The sequence below is a fragment of the Pseudomonas sp. XWY-1 genome, assembly GCF_002953115.1.
Taxonomy (GTDB): domain Bacteria; phylum Pseudomonadota; class Gammaproteobacteria; order Pseudomonadales; family Pseudomonadaceae; genus Aquipseudomonas; species Aquipseudomonas alloputida.
Map to the genome: position 1 here is coordinate 4839751 of NZ_CP026332.1, position 17826 is coordinate 4857576.

Consider the following 17826-nt stretch of genomic DNA (forward strand, 5'->3'; position numbering starts at 1 on the left):
AACTTTGGAGTAACGGGAAGTCGGGGGAAATCAGCCTTCGACAACGGCGAGGATTTCGTTCTCGGCCATGACCAGCAGGTCTTCGCCATCGACTTTCACGGTGTTGCTGCCCGAGTACGGGCCGAAAACCACTTTGTCACCCACTTTCACGGCCAGCGCGCGAACTTCGCCGTTGTCCAGAACGCGACCGGTGCCGACGGCTACAACTTCGCCGCGGTTTGGTTTTTCAGCGGCCGAACCCGGCAGGACGATACCGCCAGCGGTTTTCGATTCTTCTTCGCTGCGACGGATGACTACGCGGTCATGCAGAGGACGAAGTTTCATTGTCGATCTCTCCCAAATTGTGGTTTTCATCGGCCGGTTCGACACCGGCGGTTTTGATGCTGTCCGGCGTTGCCGGGGGTGGCCCGCTGTGAGCGAACCACCTGTGTAATGTCTGGTGTTGCCACCAGAAACCTTGCGGTGACCACATACATGAGGCCGCCACATCCAATTACAAGGCTCGAGATAGAAAATTTTTCATCAGGCCCAAAAAAACCGGGGCCGCTTGCGCGGCCCCGGTCCTTGTTACTTGTCGCGGCGCTCGTACTCGCCTTCGATCACGTTCGGGCGGTGGCCGCCATCACGCGGCTGCGCCTGGAAGGGGTCATCCTGGAATGCACGCTGGCGCATGGCCTGGGCCTCGGCACGCTCGCGCATCTTGCGCGCCGCCAGGCGGCGGGTGAATGGCAGCAGGCACAGCACACCCAGCACGTCGCTGATGAAGCCGGGCAGCAACAACAGGCCACCGCCCACGGCCAGCATCATGCCCTGGAACATGTCCTCGGCGGGCAATTCACCGCGCTGCAGGCTTTCACGGGCGCGCAATGCAGTCGCCAGGCCGGCCACCCGCATGACCAGTACGCCCAGGGCGGAGCCGGCGATGATCAGCAGCAACGCCGGGAAGAAACCGATAGCCGCGCTGACCTTCACGAAGACGAACAGCTCCAGCACAGGAAAAATCAGAAACAGCAGTAGAAAAGCACGCATCAAGGGTTCCTCGACGGAAGATAACCTTCCAATAAGACCTCAAATGGATGCCTGCGCTCCGGATTTCAACCCTCGGCTTGCATCACAAGCGGCCAATGGTCGGCGCGAGCCAGCAAAACCAAGGCCTCGCGGACTTGTGTCGGCGTGTTGCAAGTAGTGGGGAAAGGCAACCAGTGCACTGCCTGGCCGATGCGCAGGTGCATGCCTTCGCTGTCTACCCCAACCATCTGCGCCGGTACGTGCTGTGGCAACCCGGTCAATTCGACGTAGTGGGCAATGGCACTGGCGTGATCGCTGTTCATGTGTTCGATCATGCTCCCCTCGGCCTTGCCCGCGAACGGGTTGGCCAAGGTCACATGGTCAAGCCAGTGGATCGCACCGAAGCCGCCGATGTAGCGGTGGCGCACCGGTTGCAGCACCCAGAAATCGAAATCGTGGGCCTTGTGGTAGTCGGCCGCGTCCGGGAAATAGCGGTAATAGCGTTCGGCGGCGGCCTCGATGACGGCCTCGTCGACCAGCTTGTGCGCTTCGGCCATCACCGTCAGGCGCCCTACCGCCTGCACATCCTCGGCCTCGCGCTCACCCACCAGCAGCGAACACTTGGGGTCCTTCTGCAGGTTGTGGGTGTGCTGGGCAATGCGGCTGATCAGGATCAGCGGGTTGCCCTGGGCGTCCAGGCAGTACGGCACGACCGAACCGAAGGGGTAGCCAGGCATCGACCTGGAATGTGTCGAAAGCACGCCGCGGTATTCCTTGAGCAGCAGTTCCCGGGCGGGGCGGATGGCGTTGGTACTCACTTGAGGGCGGCTCCTGGCGGACGGGTTGGGGACAAGATAAGCATTATCAGCTGCCTGTGCCACTGACCTGCATCCAGACGCCTTACCAGGTAACGCCGAAGCCCGCGGTATAGCGTGTCTTGTCCAGGTCACTCTCACGCGTGCCGGTGATGATATCCTTCTCCGCCTTGAGGTTCAGCGAGGCCCACTCGGTGACCTTGTAGCGCAGGCCAACCTCGGCATCCAGCGAGTAGTCGGCCACGCCACCCAGCGGCTTGGCGAACTCGCCGTTGGTGAACAGTTGCACGTTCTTGCCGATCAGGTAGCGGGTGTAATCCCACTTCACGGCCGCAGAATAGAAATTATCCTTGCCGCCGTCCCGATACTCGAAATCAGTGCGGTTGATCAGTGAGCCCAGCGAGAACGCACCCAGCTCATCGTCCCAGAACTGGTAACCCGGGCCGGTACCCACGGTGCGCTGGCGGGCCAGGTCTTCGATGTGATCGCGCTTGTACTCCGCACGCCCCTGCCAGAACCACTTATCGGTAATGAAGCGGTCCAGGGCGTACTCGGCGCTCCAGTTGTTGGTGGTGGTGACGTCGTCCTTGGTCTCGCGGTTGTACTCACCCTCGGCGTTGTGCCGCCAGCGGCCATGGCGGGCAGTGGTCTTGAAGCCCACGTCATAATCGTCGGTGTCGTTCTCGGCGCGCTTGTAGTCCAGCGCCACGTCGACATTACCTTTCCACACGAAATCCTCGACCAGCGGCTTGGGCTTCATGATCTGCTCGATGCTGGCCAGCTCCACCGTCTTCGGTGAATCGCCATTGGCCAAGGTCACCTTGCCTGCCTCTGCCGCCTTGAGCGACTTGGCTTTCTCTCCGCTGTAGGCGTCCTGCTTGACCAGCATCTCCTGGTCGCTTTCCAGCGTCTGGACCTGTTTCCAGTCCAGGGCGATGGACCCGCCATAAGGGGTTTCCAGCAGCAGCTTGCCGCCGTCGAATACCTTGATCTTGCCACTTAGCCGATCACCGTTCTTCATCCACACAGTGTCGGCCCACACTGGAGAGGCACACAGGGAAACAGCAAGAAGGCACAACAAGGATCTAGAATTCATAAACGGGCTTTGTTTGCGGACTATGGGTTCGATTTGACGAAAAAGCCGGGCATTATCCAGATACCCACGACCAGAGCAAGGACAGACCGGGAGTATGCCGTTGAGTTCAACTCTCATTTACCAGACCACCGGTCCGGTTTCATCTGCAGCCCAAGGCGGGCGAGATGTCTGATGGATATGAGCACGCCCTTGATTCGGCCGAGGGCCGACGAACGGCGCTGTATTCAGTACTGGGCCAGGTGCCACCCGGCAAGGTCGTGAGCTATGGCCAACTGGCCGAACTGGCCGGGCTTGGCCGTGCGGCGCGCTGGGTGGGGCGCACCCTGGGGCAGTTGCCTGCAGACACACGCCTGCCTTGGCACCGGGTGCTCGGTGCAGGTGGCCGGTTGAGCCTGCCGCTGGGCACCCCGTCGGGCGATGAACAACGGGCGCGGTTACGCGGGGAAGGTGTGAATGTAAGCAACAATCGTGTGGATATGACGCGCCATGGCTGGCGCCCAATGGAGCACAGCGGTTAGAGTGCGCGCTTTGTTTTCGAAAACTTGAGGCAGATGTTGGCCCATGCCCCGTAAAACCTGGCGCGCTGCGCTTGCTGCCTATGCCAGCCCGTCAACATTGGTACTTTTGCTACTCGGTTTCGCCGCCGGCCTGCCCTACATGCTGGTGTTCTCGACCCTGTCGGTATGGTTGCGCGAAGCCGGCGTTGCCCGTGAAACCATCGGTTATGCCAGCCTGATTGGCTTGGCCTACGCCTTCAAGTGGGTCTGGTCGCCGCTGCTCGACCAGTGGCGCTTGCCGCTGCTTGGCGGCCTCGGGCGCCGGCGTTCGTGGCTGCTGTTGTCGCAAGCGCTGGTGGTGATCGGGCTGGTCGGCATGAGCCTGTGCGACCCGCAACAACACCTCTCCTGGCTGATCGCCATGGCCGTACTGGTGGCCTTCGCCTCGGCTACCCAGGACATCGCTGTCGACGCCTACCGCCTGGAAATCGCTGACGACCAGCGCCAGGCCGCGCTCGCAGCCAGCTACATGGCCGGCTACCGGGTGGCTGCCTTGCTCGCCACGGCCGGTGCCCTGTTCTTCGCCGAGTGGTTCGGCTCTACCGGCTTCAGCTACCTGCACAAGGCCTGGGCCGGCACGTACGTGATGTTCGGGGTGATGATGCTGCCCGCCCTGTTCACCACGTTGGTCATGCGCGAACCACCAGTGCCCATGCGCACCCAGCTGTCGGCAGCGCGCTATGGGCTGGTGCACCAGATGGCCTCGGTGTTCGTGCTGATCATCCTGCTGGTCTCGGTACCGGCCAGCTTCACCCAGATGTTCAATACCGGCTGGTCCAGCGTGGTCTCCGGTGATGCCACGCCGCTCGACCTGCTGCTGGAAGACCGCGCCTTCCTGCGCCTGATCCTCTACGTGCTGCTGACCTGGGCCTGCCTGTCGAGCCTCGGCCGTCGTGGCCTGGCTCCCGTGCTGACCCCGATCAACGACTTCATCACCCGCTACCGCTGGCAGGCTCTGCTGCTGCTCGGCCTGATCGCCACCTATCGCATGTCGGACACGGTGATGGGGGTGATGGCCAACGTGTTCTATATCGACATGGGCTTCACCAAGGACCAGATTGCCAGCGTCAGCAAGATCTTCGGCCTGATCATGACCCTGGTCGGCGCCGGGGTTGGCGGCCTGCTGATCGTACGCTTCGGCATCATGCCCATCCTGTTCATTGGCGGCGTAGCCTCTGCCGGCACCAACATCCTGTTCCTGATGTTGGCTGACATGGGGCCGAACCTGGAAATGCTGGTGGTGACCATCTCGCTGGACAACTTCAGCTCCGGCATGGCTACCTCGGCCTTTGTCGCCTACCTGTCCAGCCTGACCAACCTGAAGTTCTCGGCGACCCAGTACGCGCTGCTCAGTTCGATCATGTTGCTGTTGCCGCGGCTGATCGGCGGGTATTCGGGCGTAATTGTGGAGAAGTTCGGCTACCACGACTTCTTCCTGATCACGGCGCTGCTGGGGGTGCCTACGCTGATCCTGATCGCCCTGCAGTGGCATCAGGAAGCCGGGCGGGGGACGCCGGTGGCCGAGGATCACTCTGTGGCTGAGCGGCCCTGAAGTTTTGTATTGCCTGTGCTGGCCTCTTCGCGGGTAAACCCGCTCCTACAAGGCGGCGCGGCCCTGTGTAGGAGCGGGTTTACCCGCGAAGAGGCCGGCACCGGCAATACCGATTATCGAGCTACAGCCCCTTCCCCAGGCCGCCCACCCACCACAAACCACAGCGGCCACAGCGCCAACGCCCCCGCCACCCCCGCCGCCAGGGCAAAATGCAGCAAGCTGGCACCGGCGCCAATCATCGCCAGCAGCGCACCGCCGAGCCCCAGCAAGGCAATGGTGATCATCCCCAGCATGGCCGAAACCAGCCCCTTGCTCTGCTCACTGGAGAACAGCGTCATGCGGTACAGCACCGCATTGGCCACGCCCAACCCCAGCGCATACAACGACATGCCGGCCACCACACTGGTCACGCTCGGCCAGTACCAGGTCGCCAGCACCATCAGGCACAGGCCAGCCAGGTATGGCCAGAGCGCGCCACGCACCAGGGCTGGCAGCGGGTAGCGATCGGCAATACGGTTGATGATCAGGTTACCGAGGATCAGCCCGCCAAAAACCGGCAACTGCCACAAGGCATACTCTAGGGTACTCAACCCCTCATCGTGAATCAGCAGCACCGGCGACAGGCCAATCCAGCCAATCAGCGGTAAGCCGACCAACCCAAGGGCGGCGCTGCCTGCAACGAAGCGGCGGTTGCCCAGCAACTGGCCATAGCCCGCCAGCAGTGGCAGCAGGTGAATCGGCGTGAACGCCAGCCGCGAGCCGTCACGGCGCTCCACGCCCAGGGTTTCCGGCATCAGCCGGTACAGCAGCAGCCAGGCCAGCACCGCGCCGATGGCGAACGCCACGAACAGCCAGCGCCAGTCCAGCCATTGCAGCAGCAAGGTGCCCACCAGCGGCCCGAGCAGGGGCGACAGCAAGGCGATGTTGGCCAACAGGGCCATCATGCGTACGGCATCAGCCTCGCTGAAAGCCTCGTTCAGGGCTGGGTAGCTGACGGTGACCACAAAGCCCAGGCCAATGCCCTGCAACAGACGCAACAGGTTGAACAGGCCGATGTCCTGGACCCAGAAGGTAGCCAGGCAGGCCAGGCCAAAGAATGCGCAGCCGACCAGCAGCAAAGGGCGCCGTCCATAACGGTCGGCCAACGGGCCGATCAGCCATTGCAGTACCACGCCCCCCAGCAGGTACAGGTTGAGGGCATGGGGTATGTATTCGGGGCTGGCGTCGAGGTCGTTGACCACGACAGGCATGGCCGGCATGACCGCATCGCTGGCCAGGTAGGTCAGCAGTTCGAACAGGGCCAGGGTCAGGCCGAACAGCAAGGCACGCAGAGGGGTGATATACAGCAGTGGTTTCATGATGGCGTATCGGGTGTGGCGGGCGGGGTCACGCTATATGCCAGAAATGGCTGGAAATTGCTGTGAGCAAGTGTAATCAGGGTCGAAAAAAACTGGGGCCGCTTTGCGCCCCTTCGCGGGCAAGCCCGCTCCTACACAGAACACGCATGTCCTCGTAGGCGCGGGCTTGCCCGCGAAGGGGCGCAAAGCGGCCCCGGCTTTAACGCGGTATTACTGCGTTGCAGTCTCCTGCACCACGCGAATAACCCGCTGCGGAAACGGAATATCGATCCCTTCGGCCTTCAACCGGTCACGCGCATACTCGTTGAGCATGAACATCACGTCCCAGTAATCGGAGGTCTTGGTCCACAAGCGCAGCGATACGGTGATCGAGCTGTCGCCCAGCGTCGACACGACCGCCTGCGGTGCCGGGTCTTGCAGAACACGCGGGTCCTTTGCCAGCTCCAGCAACACATTGCGGGCCTTCTGCAGGTCGGCCTCATAGTCAACGCCCACATCGAACACCACCTTGCGCGTCGGCTGGCGGTTGGTGTTGGTAATGATGCCGTTGGACAGGCTGCCATTGGGCATGATGACCGTCTTGTTGTCACCGGTGCGCAGCACGGTGTGGAAGATCTGGATACTGTCGACTGTGCCGGCAACGCCCTGCGCCTCGATCCAGTCACCGATACGGAACGGGCGGAACATCAGAATCAGCACACCACCGGCGAAGTTCGCCAGGCTGCCCTGCAAGGCAAGGCCGATGGCCAGGCCTGCGGCACCGATGGCGGCGACGAACGAGGTGGTCTCGATGCCGATCATCGAGGCCACGCTGACCAACAGCAGCACCTTCAGCACGATGTTCGCCAGGGTGCTGATGAAGCCCTGCAGCGCCAGGTCGGCGTTGCGCAGGCCAACCAGCTTGCCGAGGCGGGCGCTGACCTTGTTGATGATCCACCAGCCAACCGCCAAGGTCAGCAGTGCCAGCAGCACACGGCTGCCGTATTCCATGATCAAAGGGATCCACGTCTGGGATTGGCGGACGAGCTGGTCGACCTCAGCGTTCAAATCCATATTCATCTCCTGATGCCGAGCGGCAAGTACACGGTAGAACAGGCCGCGCGTGTTATTACGCAACCCCGGCCCCCATGGACATCATTTGGCCATCGGGGTTCCGGGCCACCCCCGCATCAGTCGCGGAAGTTGTTGAACTGCAGCGGCATGTCGAATTCCTTGGTGCGCAGCAGGGCGATGGCTTCCTGCAGATCGTCACGTTTCTTGCCGGTTACCCGTACCTGCTCACCCTGGATGGCGGCCTGTACTTTCAGCTTGCCATCCTTGATGGTGGCAACGATCTTTTTTGCCAGGTCCTTGTCGATGCCTTCGCGGAACTTGGCTTCCTGTTTCTTTTCCTTGCCGGAGGCGTAGGGGTCCTTGGTTTCCAGGCACTTCACGTCGATCTTGCGCTTGACCAGTGCAAGGCGCAGGATCTCCAGCATCGCCTCGAGCTGGAACTCTTCCTCGGCGGTGAGCATCACGGTCTGCTCTTTGTCCTTGAACTCGAAGGTGCCTTTGCCCTTGAGGTCGTAGCGGCGGTCCAGTTCCTTGATGGCGTTGTCGACCGCGTTCTGCACTTCGTGCTTGTCCAGTTCCGATACCACGTCGAACGAAGGCATGGTTGTTCTCCCAAAATAAAAGCGCGCTCAGGCTGAAGATGGAGCGCGCTGGGTTTGAAGGTTAAAATGCGGGCTCATTATAACGGGTTGCGAAACGCATATGAGCAGCACCTGGCATATTCTCGGCGCCGGTAGCCTTGGCAGTCTGTGGGCCTGCCGCCTGGCACGCGCAGGCAAGGCCGTGCGCCTGATCCTGCGTGACGGGCAACGGCTGCAGGCTTATCAACAGGCCGGTGGCCTGACCCTGATCGAACAGGAGCAAACCCGGCACTACGCCATACCAGCCGAAACGGCGCAGGCGCATGGCCCGATCCACCGGCTGCTGGTGGCCTGCAAGGCCTATGACGCTGCCCCGGCGATTGCCGGTCTAGCGCCACGGCTGGCCGAGAGCGCCGAAGTGCTGCTGTTGCAGAATGGCCTTGGCAGCCAGGATGAAGTCGCAGACCTGGTGCCGCACGCTCGCTGCATCTTCGCCTCCAGCACCGAAGGCGCCTTCCGCGAGGGGGACTGGCAGGTGCGTTTTGCCGGCCATGGCTTCAACTGGCTGGGCGACCCACGTAACCCCATGATCCCCGCCTGGTTCGATGACCTGCACGAGGCCGGTATCCCCGCAGAATGGACAGTAGACATACTGACCCGCCTGTGGCGCAAGCTGGCGCTCAATTGCGCCATCAACCCGCTGACCGTGCTTCACGATTGCCAGAATGGCGGGCTGCTGGGGCACCTGGGTGAAGTGCAGGCCCTGTGCGTCGAGCTGGCCCGCCTGCTGCGCCGTTGCGGCCAGCCGCAAGCAGCCGAGGGGCTGGAGGAAGAAGTGCAGCGGGTAATCCTCGCCACCGCAGCCAACTACTCTTCCATGTACCAGGACGTGCATGCAGGACGGCGCACCGAGTTGCACTACCTGCTCGGCCATGCTTGCCGCGCTGCGGGCCGTCATGGCCTGCAATTGCCGCAGCTGGAACACCTGCTGCAGCGCTTGGTCGAAAACCTGCGCGCGCGTGGTTTGCCCTGCGACTGACGCGGCCCTTCAACCGGATACGGACATTGCCTTGCCCATGACCTTGCGCCAACGCCTGGAAAACCTCCCGGTCGGGCAGAAGCTGCTGGCGGCCCTGCTGGTATTGCTGGTGACCATCTTGCTGATGGCCAACCTCACCTTCATCAGCGCCGCCTACTGGATCACCCAGGAAAGCATGGCGCCTCAGGCCATGCAGACCATCGGCCGGCTGGTGGCCAATCCTCAGCTTGCAGCCCGCGCCGGCGACACCCCGGAAACGGCCCGTGCCCTGCTCAAGGAACTGGAAAGTTACACACCGCTACGCGCCGCCGCGGTCTACGGTGGCGATGGCCGAATGCTGGCGCAGTTGCAGCATGGCGAGCCGCTGGCCCTGCCCAAACGTTTTCGCAACATCGACGGCTGGCGCCTGATGGAGTTTCGCAGCACTCAGTTGATCCGCATCCCCCGCGATGCCAACCCACCGGCACACTTGCTGCTGGTAGCCAGCAGCGAACTGCCCACGGCCTTCTACACCGGCACACTCAGCGCCAGCCTGGGCATCCTGGTGTTCAGTGTCCTGCTATGGATCGTCATCGCCCGGCAGATCAAACGCCTGATCACCCAACCGATCAACCAGCTTGAGGAACTCAGCCGCCAGGTTACCCGCGAAGAGAGCTACGCCTTGCGCGCCCAACGCGGCAACGATGATGAAATCGGCAGCCTGGCCGAGGCCTTCAACACCATGCTGTCGCGCATCGAGGCCCGCGAGCAGCAGCTCAAGAGCGCCCGCGACGAGTTCCAGAGTGCCTACGACCAGGCTCAGGGCCTTGCTGAAGAAACCCGCCACACCAACCGCAAGCTGGAACTGGAAGTACAGGTACGCAGCAAGATCGAGAAAAAGCTCACCGGTTTCCAGAACTACCTCAACAGCATCATCGACTCGATGCCCTCGGCACTGATCGCCCTCGACGAACAGCTTTACGTGACCCAATGGAACCACGAAGCCACGGTGCTTTCCGGCACACCACTGGACGAGGCACTTAACCAGCCGGTGTTCATTGCGTTCGAGCCGCTGAAGCCGTTCCTCCCGCAACTGAAGGAAACCGTGGAAAAACATCGAGTGGCGAAGATCGAGCGGGTAACCTGGCCCAAGGGCGACGACCTGCGCCACTACGCCCTGACCTTCTACCCACTGACCGGCGGCGGCGGGCGCGGCGTGGTCATTCGTATCGACGACATCACCCAGCGCCTGTCATTGGAAGAAATGATGGTGCAATCGGAAAAAATGCTCTCGGTCGGTGGTCTGGCTGCCGGCATGGCGCACGAAATCAACAACCCGCTGGGCGCTATCCTGCACAACGTGCAGAACATTCGCCGACGCCTGTCGTCCGACCTGCCGCGCAACCAGGAACAGGCCGAAGAGCTGGGGATCGACCTGGCCACGATCAACCGCTACCTGGACAGCCGCGAGGTGCCGCAGCTGCTCGACGGCATTCAGCAGGCCGGCGCCCGGGCGGCGAAGATCGTCACCCACATGCTCAGCTTCAGCCGCCGCAGCAACCGCCAGCTGGAGCCATGCGAGCTGCCGGCACTGATCGATCAGGCGCTTGAAATTGCCGGCAATGACTTCGATCTGGCCATCGGCTTCGACTTCAAGGGGCAAGCCATCGTGCGCCAGTTCGACCCCGACCTGGGGCCGGTGCCATGTACCGCCAACGAGCTGGAACAAGTACTGCTCAACTTGCTGAAGAACGCAGCCCAGGCCATCCACCAACGCCCGCAACCCAGCGAGCCCGGACGCATCACACTGCGCACCCGGCTAAACCCGCCATGGGCGGAAATCCAGGTCGAAGACAACGGCGTCGGCATGCCCGAGGCGGTGCGCAAGCGCACCTTCGAGCCGTTCTTCACCACCAAGGAAATCGGCCAGGGTACCGGGCTGGGCCTGTCGGTCTCTTACTTCATCATCACCAACAACCACAAGGGGCAGATGGAAGTGCAATCCACGCCAGGCCAAGGCACCTGCTTTACCCTACGCCTGCCCCTCACCCAGCCGGCAGCGGCGGTGCCGGCCAGAACGGAGCAATGACATGGGCTACCGCCTTTCGAAGATCTATACCCGCACCGGCGACAAAGGCGAAACCGGCCTGGGCGACGGCCGTCGGGTGCCCAAGGACCACCCGCGGATCGAAGCGATTGGCGAGGTGGACAGCCTGAACAGCCAGTTGGGGTTGCTGCTGGCGGGGCTCGCCGAGCACGGGCTGAATGAAGTGACCACAGTGCTGGCGCCGTGTCAGCACCGCTTGTTCGACCTGGGTGGCGAGCTGGCGATGCCCAGTTACCAGGCGTTGACCCTGGCGGAAGTGGAACGCCTGGAGGCGGCCATCGATGTGTGGAACGAAGAGCTGGGGCCGCTGAAGAACTTCATTCTGCCCAGTGGTTCGGCGCTGGTGGCGCAGGCGCATGTGTGCCGCAGCCTGGCGCGCAGTGCAGAGCGCCGGTGTCAGCAGTTGAATGCCGTGGAGCCGCTGGAAGGCGTTGGTTTGGCGTATATCAACCGGCTTTCCGATCTATTGTTCGTGGCGGCGCGGATCATCGGGCGGCGCCAGGGGGTGGCTGAGGTTTTGTGGCAGCCCGCCGAGAAACCGAAAGGCTGATACTTCTGGGGCTGCTTTGCAGCCCATTCGCGGGCTTGCCCGCTCCCACAGGTTTCGAGCAGGCTTGAAGCTTGTGAGTTTCCTGTGGGAGCGGGCCCCGCGAATGGGCCCCGCAGCAGCCCCTGTTACAGGGGACTCAAACCTGTGGCCAGAACGCCCGGATCCCGGCCACACCCTGTGCACCCGCCTCCCAGGCCTGCTGGCGCTCACTCGGCCCTACCCCACCCAGCAGATATACCGGCTTGTTGAACCCGGCAATCACGCGCTGCGCCTCATCCCAGCCCAGCGGCACCGCATCCGGATGCGTCTGGGTCGCCTGCACTGGCGACAAGGTGACAAAGTCCACGCCCATCTGCTCAGCCAGCGCCAGCTCTTCGGCACTGTGGCAGGATGCCGCCAACCAGCGCTCCTTGGGGAACGGCCGGCCCCTGGCGGCGTACTTGCGCAGCTGCGCGGCTGTCAGGTGCCAACCGGCCGCCGGGAAATCACCCAGCCATTCCAGTGGCCCTTTCAGCATCAGCTGCGCCTTGCCCGCACACAGCCCGACCGCATCCACCGCCACGTCGCGGTACTTGGGGTCGTACATGTCCGGGGCACGTAACTGGATCAGGCGAATACCATTGGCCACCGCCTTCTGGATGCCCTTGAGCAGCTGCGGCACCTCCAAGCCATCCGGGGTGATCAGGTACTGGTCCGGCAGGCGCGCAGCGGCGACGATCGGTTTGTTGGCCTCGGGGAATTCGTACTGCGGCAAATCGCGCGGGGCAACCCATTCCAGCGGCTGGCCTTCGGCACCATGGGGTTCGCCAGTGAACGCTTCGACCTCGCGCACGTCCAGCAGCACCTGCTTGTCCGGGTAGTCATGGCTGACCTTGATCAGCGCACGCGACCGGCTTACCTCGATGCCCAGCTCCTCGCGCAGCTCGCGGGCAAGCGCTGCTTCGACGCTTTCGCCTTCTTCCACCTTGCCACCGGGGAACTCCCACAAGCCGCCCTGGTGCTGGGTATCGGCACGGCGTGCGATCAGAATACGGCCATCAGCACCGCGAATGACGGCAGCCACTACATGAATCCGTTTCACGCTTCACGCTCCTCCAGGCCTGCCTGTTGCCATGCCTGGAAGGCTGGCCACTGATAAATGGTCTCGATGTAGGCTGCCGCCTCGGCGGGGACTTCTACGCGGTAGGTGCGCAGGCGCACGGCCACCGGGGCAAAGAAGGCATCGGCCAGGCTTGGCTGGCCGAACAGGAACGGGCCGCTGTCCTTGGCCACCACGCGGCATTCGGACCACAGCGCGACGATACGGTCGATATCGACCTGCACGTCCAGCGGCACAGTGTCCAGCGCCTGGTCACGCGACAGGTCGAACGGCATGGCACCGCGCAGGGCGAAGAAACCGCTGTGCATCTGCGCGCAAGCCGAACGGGCCTGGGCGCGGGCGGCTGCGTCGGCAGGCCACAGCTGGGCGTCGAGGTGCTGTTCGTTGAGGTATTCGGCAATGGCCAGGGAATCGGCGATCACACCGTGCTCGGTCTTGAGCAGCGGCACCTTGCCGGTGGAGGAGAAAGCGAGGATGCGCTGGCGGGTATCAGGCTGGTTCAGCTTGATCAGGGTTTCTTCGTAGGGCACGCCAGCCAGCTCGAGCGCCAGGGCGCCACGCAGCGACCAGGAGGAGTACAGCTTGTCGCCGATGATCAGGTGATAGCTCATGGTTCGGCTCCATCAGGTTTGTATTGCAAAACCCGCAGGCCGCTGCGCGGCCATTCGCGGGCAAGCCCGCTCCTACAGGGACCGCACCGCTCCTGCAGGCATTGCAACACCTGTGGGAGCGGGCGTGCCCGCGAAGAGGCCTTCGGATCAGTAGATCAGGTACGGTACTCGGCGTTGATCTTCACGTACTCGTGGGACAGGTCAGTCGTCCAGATGGTTTCGCTGCACTGGCCGCGGCCCAGTTCGATTCGGATGGTGATCTCTTCCTGGGCCATCACTGCCGAACCCTGCGCTTCGGTATAGCTCGGGCTGCGGCCGCCTTTGCTCGCGATGCAAACGCTGTCCAGGTAGACATCGATCAGGCTCACATCCAGCTCCGGTACACCGGCACGGCCTACGGCGGCGAGGATGCGGCCCCAGTTCGGGTCGGAAGCGAACAGCGCGGTCTTGATCAGCGGCGAGTGGGCCACGGCGTAGCCAACGTCCAGGCACTCCTGGTGGTTGCCACCGCCGTTGACCTGCACGGTCACGAACTTGGTCGCGCCTTCGCCGTCACGGACAATGGCCTGGGCCACTTCCATGCACACTTCGAACACGGCCTTTTTCAGCGCTTCGAAAAGCGCGCCGCTGGCTTCGGTCACTTCCGGCAGGTCGGCCTTGCCGGTAGCGATCAGCATGCAGCAATCGTTGGTCGAAGTGTCACCATCGATCGTGATGCGGTTGAACGACTTGTTGGCGCCGTCCAGCATCAGGTCCTTGAGTACCTTTGGCGCCACCTTGGCGTCGGTGGCGATGTAGCCCAGCATGGTCGCCATGTTCGGGCGGATCATGCCTGCACCCTTGCTGATACCGGTAACGGTGACGGTCACGCCATCGTGCTGGAACTGGCGGCTGGCCCCCTTGGGCAGGGTGTCGGTGGTCATGATGCCGGTAGCGGCCTCAGCCCAGTTGTTTTCCGACAGGTTGTCGAGGGCGGCCTGCAGCGCGCCTTCGATCTTTTCGACCGGCAGCGGCTCGCCAATCACGCCGGTGGAGAACGGCAGTACCGACTCGGCCGGTACGCCAGCCAGTTCGGCCAGCTTGGCGCAGGTGCGCTCGGCGGCGGCCAGGCCTGGCGCGCCGGTGCCGGCGTTGGCGTTACCCGTGTTGGTCAGCAGGTAGCGCACGGTGCCCTGTACACGCTGCTTGGACAGGATCACCGGCGCTGCGCAGAAGGCGTTGAGGGTGAACACGCCAGCCACGCTGGAGCCTTCGGCACAGCGCATGACCACCACATCCTTGCGCCCCGGGCGCTTGATACCGGCAGAAGCGATACCGAGTTCAAAACCCGGAACCGGGTGCAGGGTGGGCAAAGGACCAAGACCAACAGCCATTAGAGCGCTCCTAGAAAAAACGATGATGTCGAAAAAGGGGCCGCTTCGCGCCCCATCGCGACACAAGGCCGCCCCCACAAGGATCGCGCCCGATCATGGACGAGCGCGGTACCTGTGGGAGCGGCCTTGTGTCGCGAAAGGGCCGCAAAGCGGCCCCAGGCTTGTACAACGTTAGGTTCAGATCACTCGATCTGACCGTGGCAATGCTTGAACTTCTTGCCCGAACCACACCAGCACGGCTCGTTGCGGCCCAGCTTCTGGTCATTGCGTACTGGCGCCGAGGCTACCGCTACTTCGGCACCCTCCTCGCTCAGTTGCTCACTTCCCAGGCCCGGTGCAGCGGCGTGCTGGAACTGCATGCGACTCGCCAGCTCTTCGGCCTCGCGGCGCAGGCGGGCTTCTTCTTCGGCCGGGTCTTCGCGGCGAACCTGTACGTGCGACAGCACGCGGATGGTGTCGCGCTTGATCGACTCCAACAGCTCCTGGAACAGGCTGAACGACTCGCGCTTGTACTCCTGCTTCGGGTTCTTCTGCGCATAACCACGCAGGTGAATACCGTGACGCAGGTGGTCCATGGTCGACAGGTGGTCTTTCCACAGGTCGTCCAGTACGCGCAGCAGAATCTGCTTCTCGAAGGTTCGCAGGGCCTCGAGACCGGCCTGGTCTTCCTTCTCGGTGTAGGCCGTGGTGATCTCGCTCAGCAGCTTCTCGCGCAGGGTCTCTTCGTAGAGGTGATCGTCCTCGTCGAGCCATTGCTGGATCGGCAACTTGATGGCGAAATCGCTGGCCAGCGAAGCCTCCAGGCCGGCTACGTCCCACTGCTCTGGCAGCGACTGCGGCGGAATGTGCTGGCTGATGGTAGCGTCCAGGACTTCCTTGCGGAATTCGACGATGGTGTCGCCAATGTTGTCGGCGGCAAGCAGGCTGTTGCGCATGTGGTAGATCACCTTGCGCTGCTCGTTGGCGACGTCGTCATATTCGAGCAATTGCTTACGAATGTCGAAGTTGCGGCCTTCGACCTTGCGCTGGGCTTTCTCGATAGCGTTGGTGACCATGCGGTGCTCGATGGCCTCGCCCGACTGCATGCCCAGTGCCTTCATGAAGTTCTTCACCCGGTCAGAGGCGAAGATGCGCATCAGGCTGTCTTCCAGCGACAGGTAGAAGCGGCTGGAACCCGGGTCGCCCTGACGACCGGAGCGGCCGCGCAGCTGGTTGTCGATACGGCGCGATTCGTGGCGCTCGGAAGCGATTACATGCAGGCCACCCGTCTCGATCACTTGCTGGTGACGCTTCTGCCAGTCGGCCTTGATCTGGGCGATCTGCTCGGCTGTCGGGTTTTCCAGGGCAGCCACTTCGGCTTCCCAGTTACCGCCCAGCAGGATGTCGGTACCACGGCCAGCCATGTTGGTGGCGATGGTCAGTGCACCTGGCGCGCCTGCTTGCGCGATGATCTCGGCTTCCTTCTCGTGATACTTGGCGTTGAGCACCTTGTGGTCGATCCCTTCCTTTTTCAGGAGGTTGGACATGTGCTCGGAAGTTTCAATGGTCGCGGTACCCACCAGCACCGGACGGCCCAGCTTCATGCTTTCCTTGATGTCGGCGATGATCGCGGCGTATTTCTCGTCAGCGGTCAGGTACACCAGGTCGTTGTAGTCCTTACGCGCCAGTGGCTTGTTCGGCGGAATGACCATCACGTTCAGGCCGTAGATCGACTGGAACTCGAATGCTTCGGTGTCGGCCGTACCAGTCATGCCGGACAGCTTGGTGTACAGGCGGAAGTAGTTCTGGAAGGTGGTCGAAGCCAGGGTCTGGCTCTCGGCCTGGATGTTCAGGTTCTCTTTTGCCTCGATGGCCTGGTGCAGGCCCTCGGACAGGCGACGACCCGGCATGGTACGGCCGGTGTGTTCGTCGATCAGCAGAACCTGGCCGTCCTGGACGATGTACTCGACGTTGCGGTGGAACAGCTTGTGTGCACGAAGACCGGCGTAGACGTGTGTCAGCAAGCCCAGGTTGTGCGCGGAGTACAGGCTCTCGCCTTCAGCCAGCAGGCCCGCCTGGGCCAGCATCTCTTCGATGAACTGGTGACCGGCTTCGTTCAGCTCCACCTGGCGACTCTTCTCGTCGATGGTGAAGTGGCCTTCCTGGGTGACCTGGCCTTCGACCTCTTCGATGTGCTGGGTGAGGCGCGGGATCAGGCGGTTGATCTCGATGTACAGCTTGGAGCTGTCCTCGGCCTGACCGGAAATGATCAGCGGGGTACGCGCTTCGTCGATGAGGATGGAGTCGACTTCGTCGATCACGGCGAAGTTCAGTTCACGCTGGAACTTCTCGTCCTGGCTGAACGCCATGTTGTCGCGCAGGTAGTCGAACCCGAATTCGTTGTTGGTGCCGTAGGTGATGTCGGCTGCATAGGCGGCGCGCTTTTCTTCCGGCGGCTGGAAGGCCGAGACGATACCGACCGACAGACCGAGGAATTCGTACAGCGGGCGCATCCAGTTGGCGTCACGGCGCGCCAGGTAGTCGTTGACGGTGACCACATGCACGCCCTTGCCGGACAATGCGTTGAGGTAGACGGCCAAGGTACCGACCAAGGTCTTGCCTTCACCGGTGCGCATTTCTGCGATCATACCCTCGTGCAGGGTCATGCCGCCGATCAGCTGCACATCGAAATGGCGCATGCCCATGACGCGCTTGCCGGCCTCGCGGGCCACGGCGAAGGCTTCGGGCAGCAACTGGTCCAGTGTCTCGCCTTTGGCCAGGCGTTCCTTGAACTCTGCAGTCTTGCCCCGCAGTTGCTCGTCGGAGAGGGCCACCATCTTCTCTTCGAAGGCATTGACGATACTCACCGTCTTGAGCATGCGTTTGACTTCACGCTCGTTCTTGCTTCCAAAAAGTTTTTTTAACAAAGGCGCAAACATATCGGCAGGATCTTCCACACGTAGGGATGGAGGGCGGCCCCATGAGTCGCCCGTGCAGCCCATAGGCCGCATGCGAACGAGCATTCTACCCGGAAACGATGGTGAGGAAAGTGGTGGATTTCCACGATGC

16 protein-coding genes are annotated in these 17826 nt (G+C 62.5%); 5 read left to right on the forward strand and 11 right to left on the reverse strand.

The window, feature by feature from the left end:
• Nucleotides 1-30: 30 nt before the first annotated feature.
• The 4 genes from PRJ_RS22620 to PRJ_RS22635 all read right to left on the reverse strand — a co-directional run bounded on the left by PRJ_RS22620 (nucleotide 31) and on the right by PRJ_RS22635 (nucleotide 2919).
• Nucleotides 31-324 carry a co-chaperone GroES gene (locus PRJ_RS22620; protein WP_003251905.1) on the reverse strand — a complete coding sequence of 98 codons (294 nt, stop codon included), beginning with the start codon at nucleotides 322-324 and terminating at the stop codon, nucleotides 31-33.
• A gap of 243 nt (nucleotides 325-567) precedes the next feature.
• Complete coding sequence (locus PRJ_RS22625) at nucleotides 568-1029, reverse strand: FxsA family protein (protein ID WP_003251903.1); 462 nt, start codon at nucleotides 1027-1029, stop codon at nucleotides 568-570.
• A gap of 65 nt (nucleotides 1030-1094) precedes the next feature.
• Entirely contained in the window at nucleotides 1095-1826 is a 732-nt protein-coding gene (locus tag PRJ_RS22630; protein WP_064491142.1) for a HugZ family protein, read from the reverse strand.
• A gap of 82 nt (nucleotides 1827-1908) precedes the next feature.
• Nucleotides 1909-2919 carry a DUF481 domain-containing protein gene (locus PRJ_RS22635; protein ID WP_104962506.1) on the reverse strand — a complete coding sequence of 337 codons (1011 nt, stop codon included), beginning with the start codon at nucleotides 2917-2919 and terminating at the stop codon, nucleotides 1909-1911.
• Between the two features lie 164 nt (nucleotides 2920-3083).
• Between PRJ_RS22635 and PRJ_RS22640 the strand changes: the two genes are divergently transcribed.
• On the forward strand, nucleotides 3084-3437 hold the full coding sequence (locus PRJ_RS22640) for an MGMT family protein (RefSeq protein WP_020191618.1): 354 nt from the start codon (nucleotides 3084-3086) through the stop codon (nucleotides 3435-3437).
• 43 nt (nucleotides 3438-3480) lie between these two features.
• Nucleotides 3481-5028 carry an AmpG family muropeptide MFS transporter gene (locus PRJ_RS22645; RefSeq protein WP_104962507.1) on the forward strand — a complete coding sequence of 516 codons (1548 nt, stop codon included), beginning with the start codon at nucleotides 3481-3483 and terminating at the stop codon, nucleotides 5026-5028.
• A gap of 113 nt (nucleotides 5029-5141) precedes the next feature.
• Here the strand turns inward: PRJ_RS22645 and PRJ_RS22650 are convergent, their stop codons facing one another.
• The 3 genes from PRJ_RS22650 to PRJ_RS22660 all read right to left on the reverse strand — a co-directional run bounded on the left by PRJ_RS22650 (nucleotide 5142) and on the right by PRJ_RS22660 (nucleotide 8041).
• On the reverse strand, nucleotides 5142-6386 hold the full coding sequence (locus PRJ_RS22650) for an MFS transporter (RefSeq protein WP_104962508.1): 1245 nt from the start codon (nucleotides 6384-6386) through the stop codon (nucleotides 5142-5144).
• A 210-nt stretch (nucleotides 6387-6596) separates the two neighbouring features.
• On the reverse strand, nucleotides 6597-7439 hold the full coding sequence (locus PRJ_RS22655) for a mechanosensitive ion channel family protein (RefSeq protein ID WP_003251892.1): 843 nt from the start codon (nucleotides 7437-7439) through the stop codon (nucleotides 6597-6599).
• A 116-nt stretch (nucleotides 7440-7555) separates the two neighbouring features.
• Nucleotides 7556-8041, reverse strand: coding sequence for a YajQ family cyclic di-GMP-binding protein (locus PRJ_RS22660; protein WP_003251890.1), 486 nt, complete (start codon nucleotides 8039-8041; stop codon nucleotides 7556-7558).
• Nucleotides 8042-8141: 100 nt separating this feature from the next.
• Here PRJ_RS22660 and PRJ_RS22665 point away from each other — a divergent pair, with 100 nt between their 5' ends.
• From PRJ_RS22665 to PRJ_RS22675, 3 genes are read left to right on the forward strand one after another with little or no spacing between them, the layout of a single operon-like run.
• Nucleotides 8142-9059 carry a putative 2-dehydropantoate 2-reductase gene (locus PRJ_RS22665; protein ID WP_104962509.1) on the forward strand — a complete coding sequence of 306 codons (918 nt, stop codon included), beginning with the start codon at nucleotides 8142-8144 and terminating at the stop codon, nucleotides 9057-9059.
• A 37-nt stretch (nucleotides 9060-9096) separates the two neighbouring features.
• Entirely contained in the window at nucleotides 9097-11127 is a 2031-nt protein-coding gene (locus PRJ_RS22670) for an ATP-binding protein (protein ID WP_104962510.1), read from the forward strand.
• Nucleotide 11128: 1 nt separating this feature from the next.
• Nucleotides 11129-11695, forward strand: a complete 567-nt coding sequence (locus PRJ_RS22675; RefSeq protein ID WP_104962511.1) for a cob(I)yrinic acid a,c-diamide adenosyltransferase — start codon at nucleotides 11129-11131, stop codon at nucleotides 11693-11695.
• A gap of 136 nt (nucleotides 11696-11831) precedes the next feature.
• On the opposite strand, the gene PRJ_RS22680 is transcribed toward PRJ_RS22675, so the two are convergent.
• The 4 genes from PRJ_RS22680 to secA form a co-directional block, all read right to left on the reverse strand.
• The gene (locus PRJ_RS22680) at nucleotides 11832-12776 is read right to left on the reverse strand and encodes a Nudix family hydrolase (RefSeq protein WP_104962512.1); all 945 of its coding nucleotides are present in this window, start codon (nucleotides 12774-12776) and stop codon (nucleotides 11832-11834) included.
• Nucleotides 12773-13405 (reverse strand): glutathione S-transferase family protein, encoded by a 633-nt coding sequence (locus PRJ_RS22685; RefSeq protein WP_104962513.1) that lies wholly within the window; start codon nucleotides 13403-13405, stop codon nucleotides 12773-12775. The genes PRJ_RS22680 and PRJ_RS22685 overlap by 4 nt, the downstream gene beginning before the upstream one ends.
• 155 nt (nucleotides 13406-13560) lie before the next feature.
• Entirely contained in the window at nucleotides 13561-14778 is a 1218-nt protein-coding gene (gene argJ, locus PRJ_RS22695; protein ID WP_010952461.1) for a bifunctional glutamate N-acetyltransferase/amino-acid acetyltransferase ArgJ, read from the reverse strand.
• Nucleotides 14779-14960: 182 nt separating this feature from the next.
• A complete protein-coding gene (gene secA, locus PRJ_RS22700; RefSeq protein ID WP_020193381.1) occupies nucleotides 14961-17696 on the reverse strand; it encodes a preprotein translocase subunit SecA in 2736 nt (911 codons plus the stop codon).
• Nucleotides 17697-17826 lie beyond the last annotated feature (130 nt).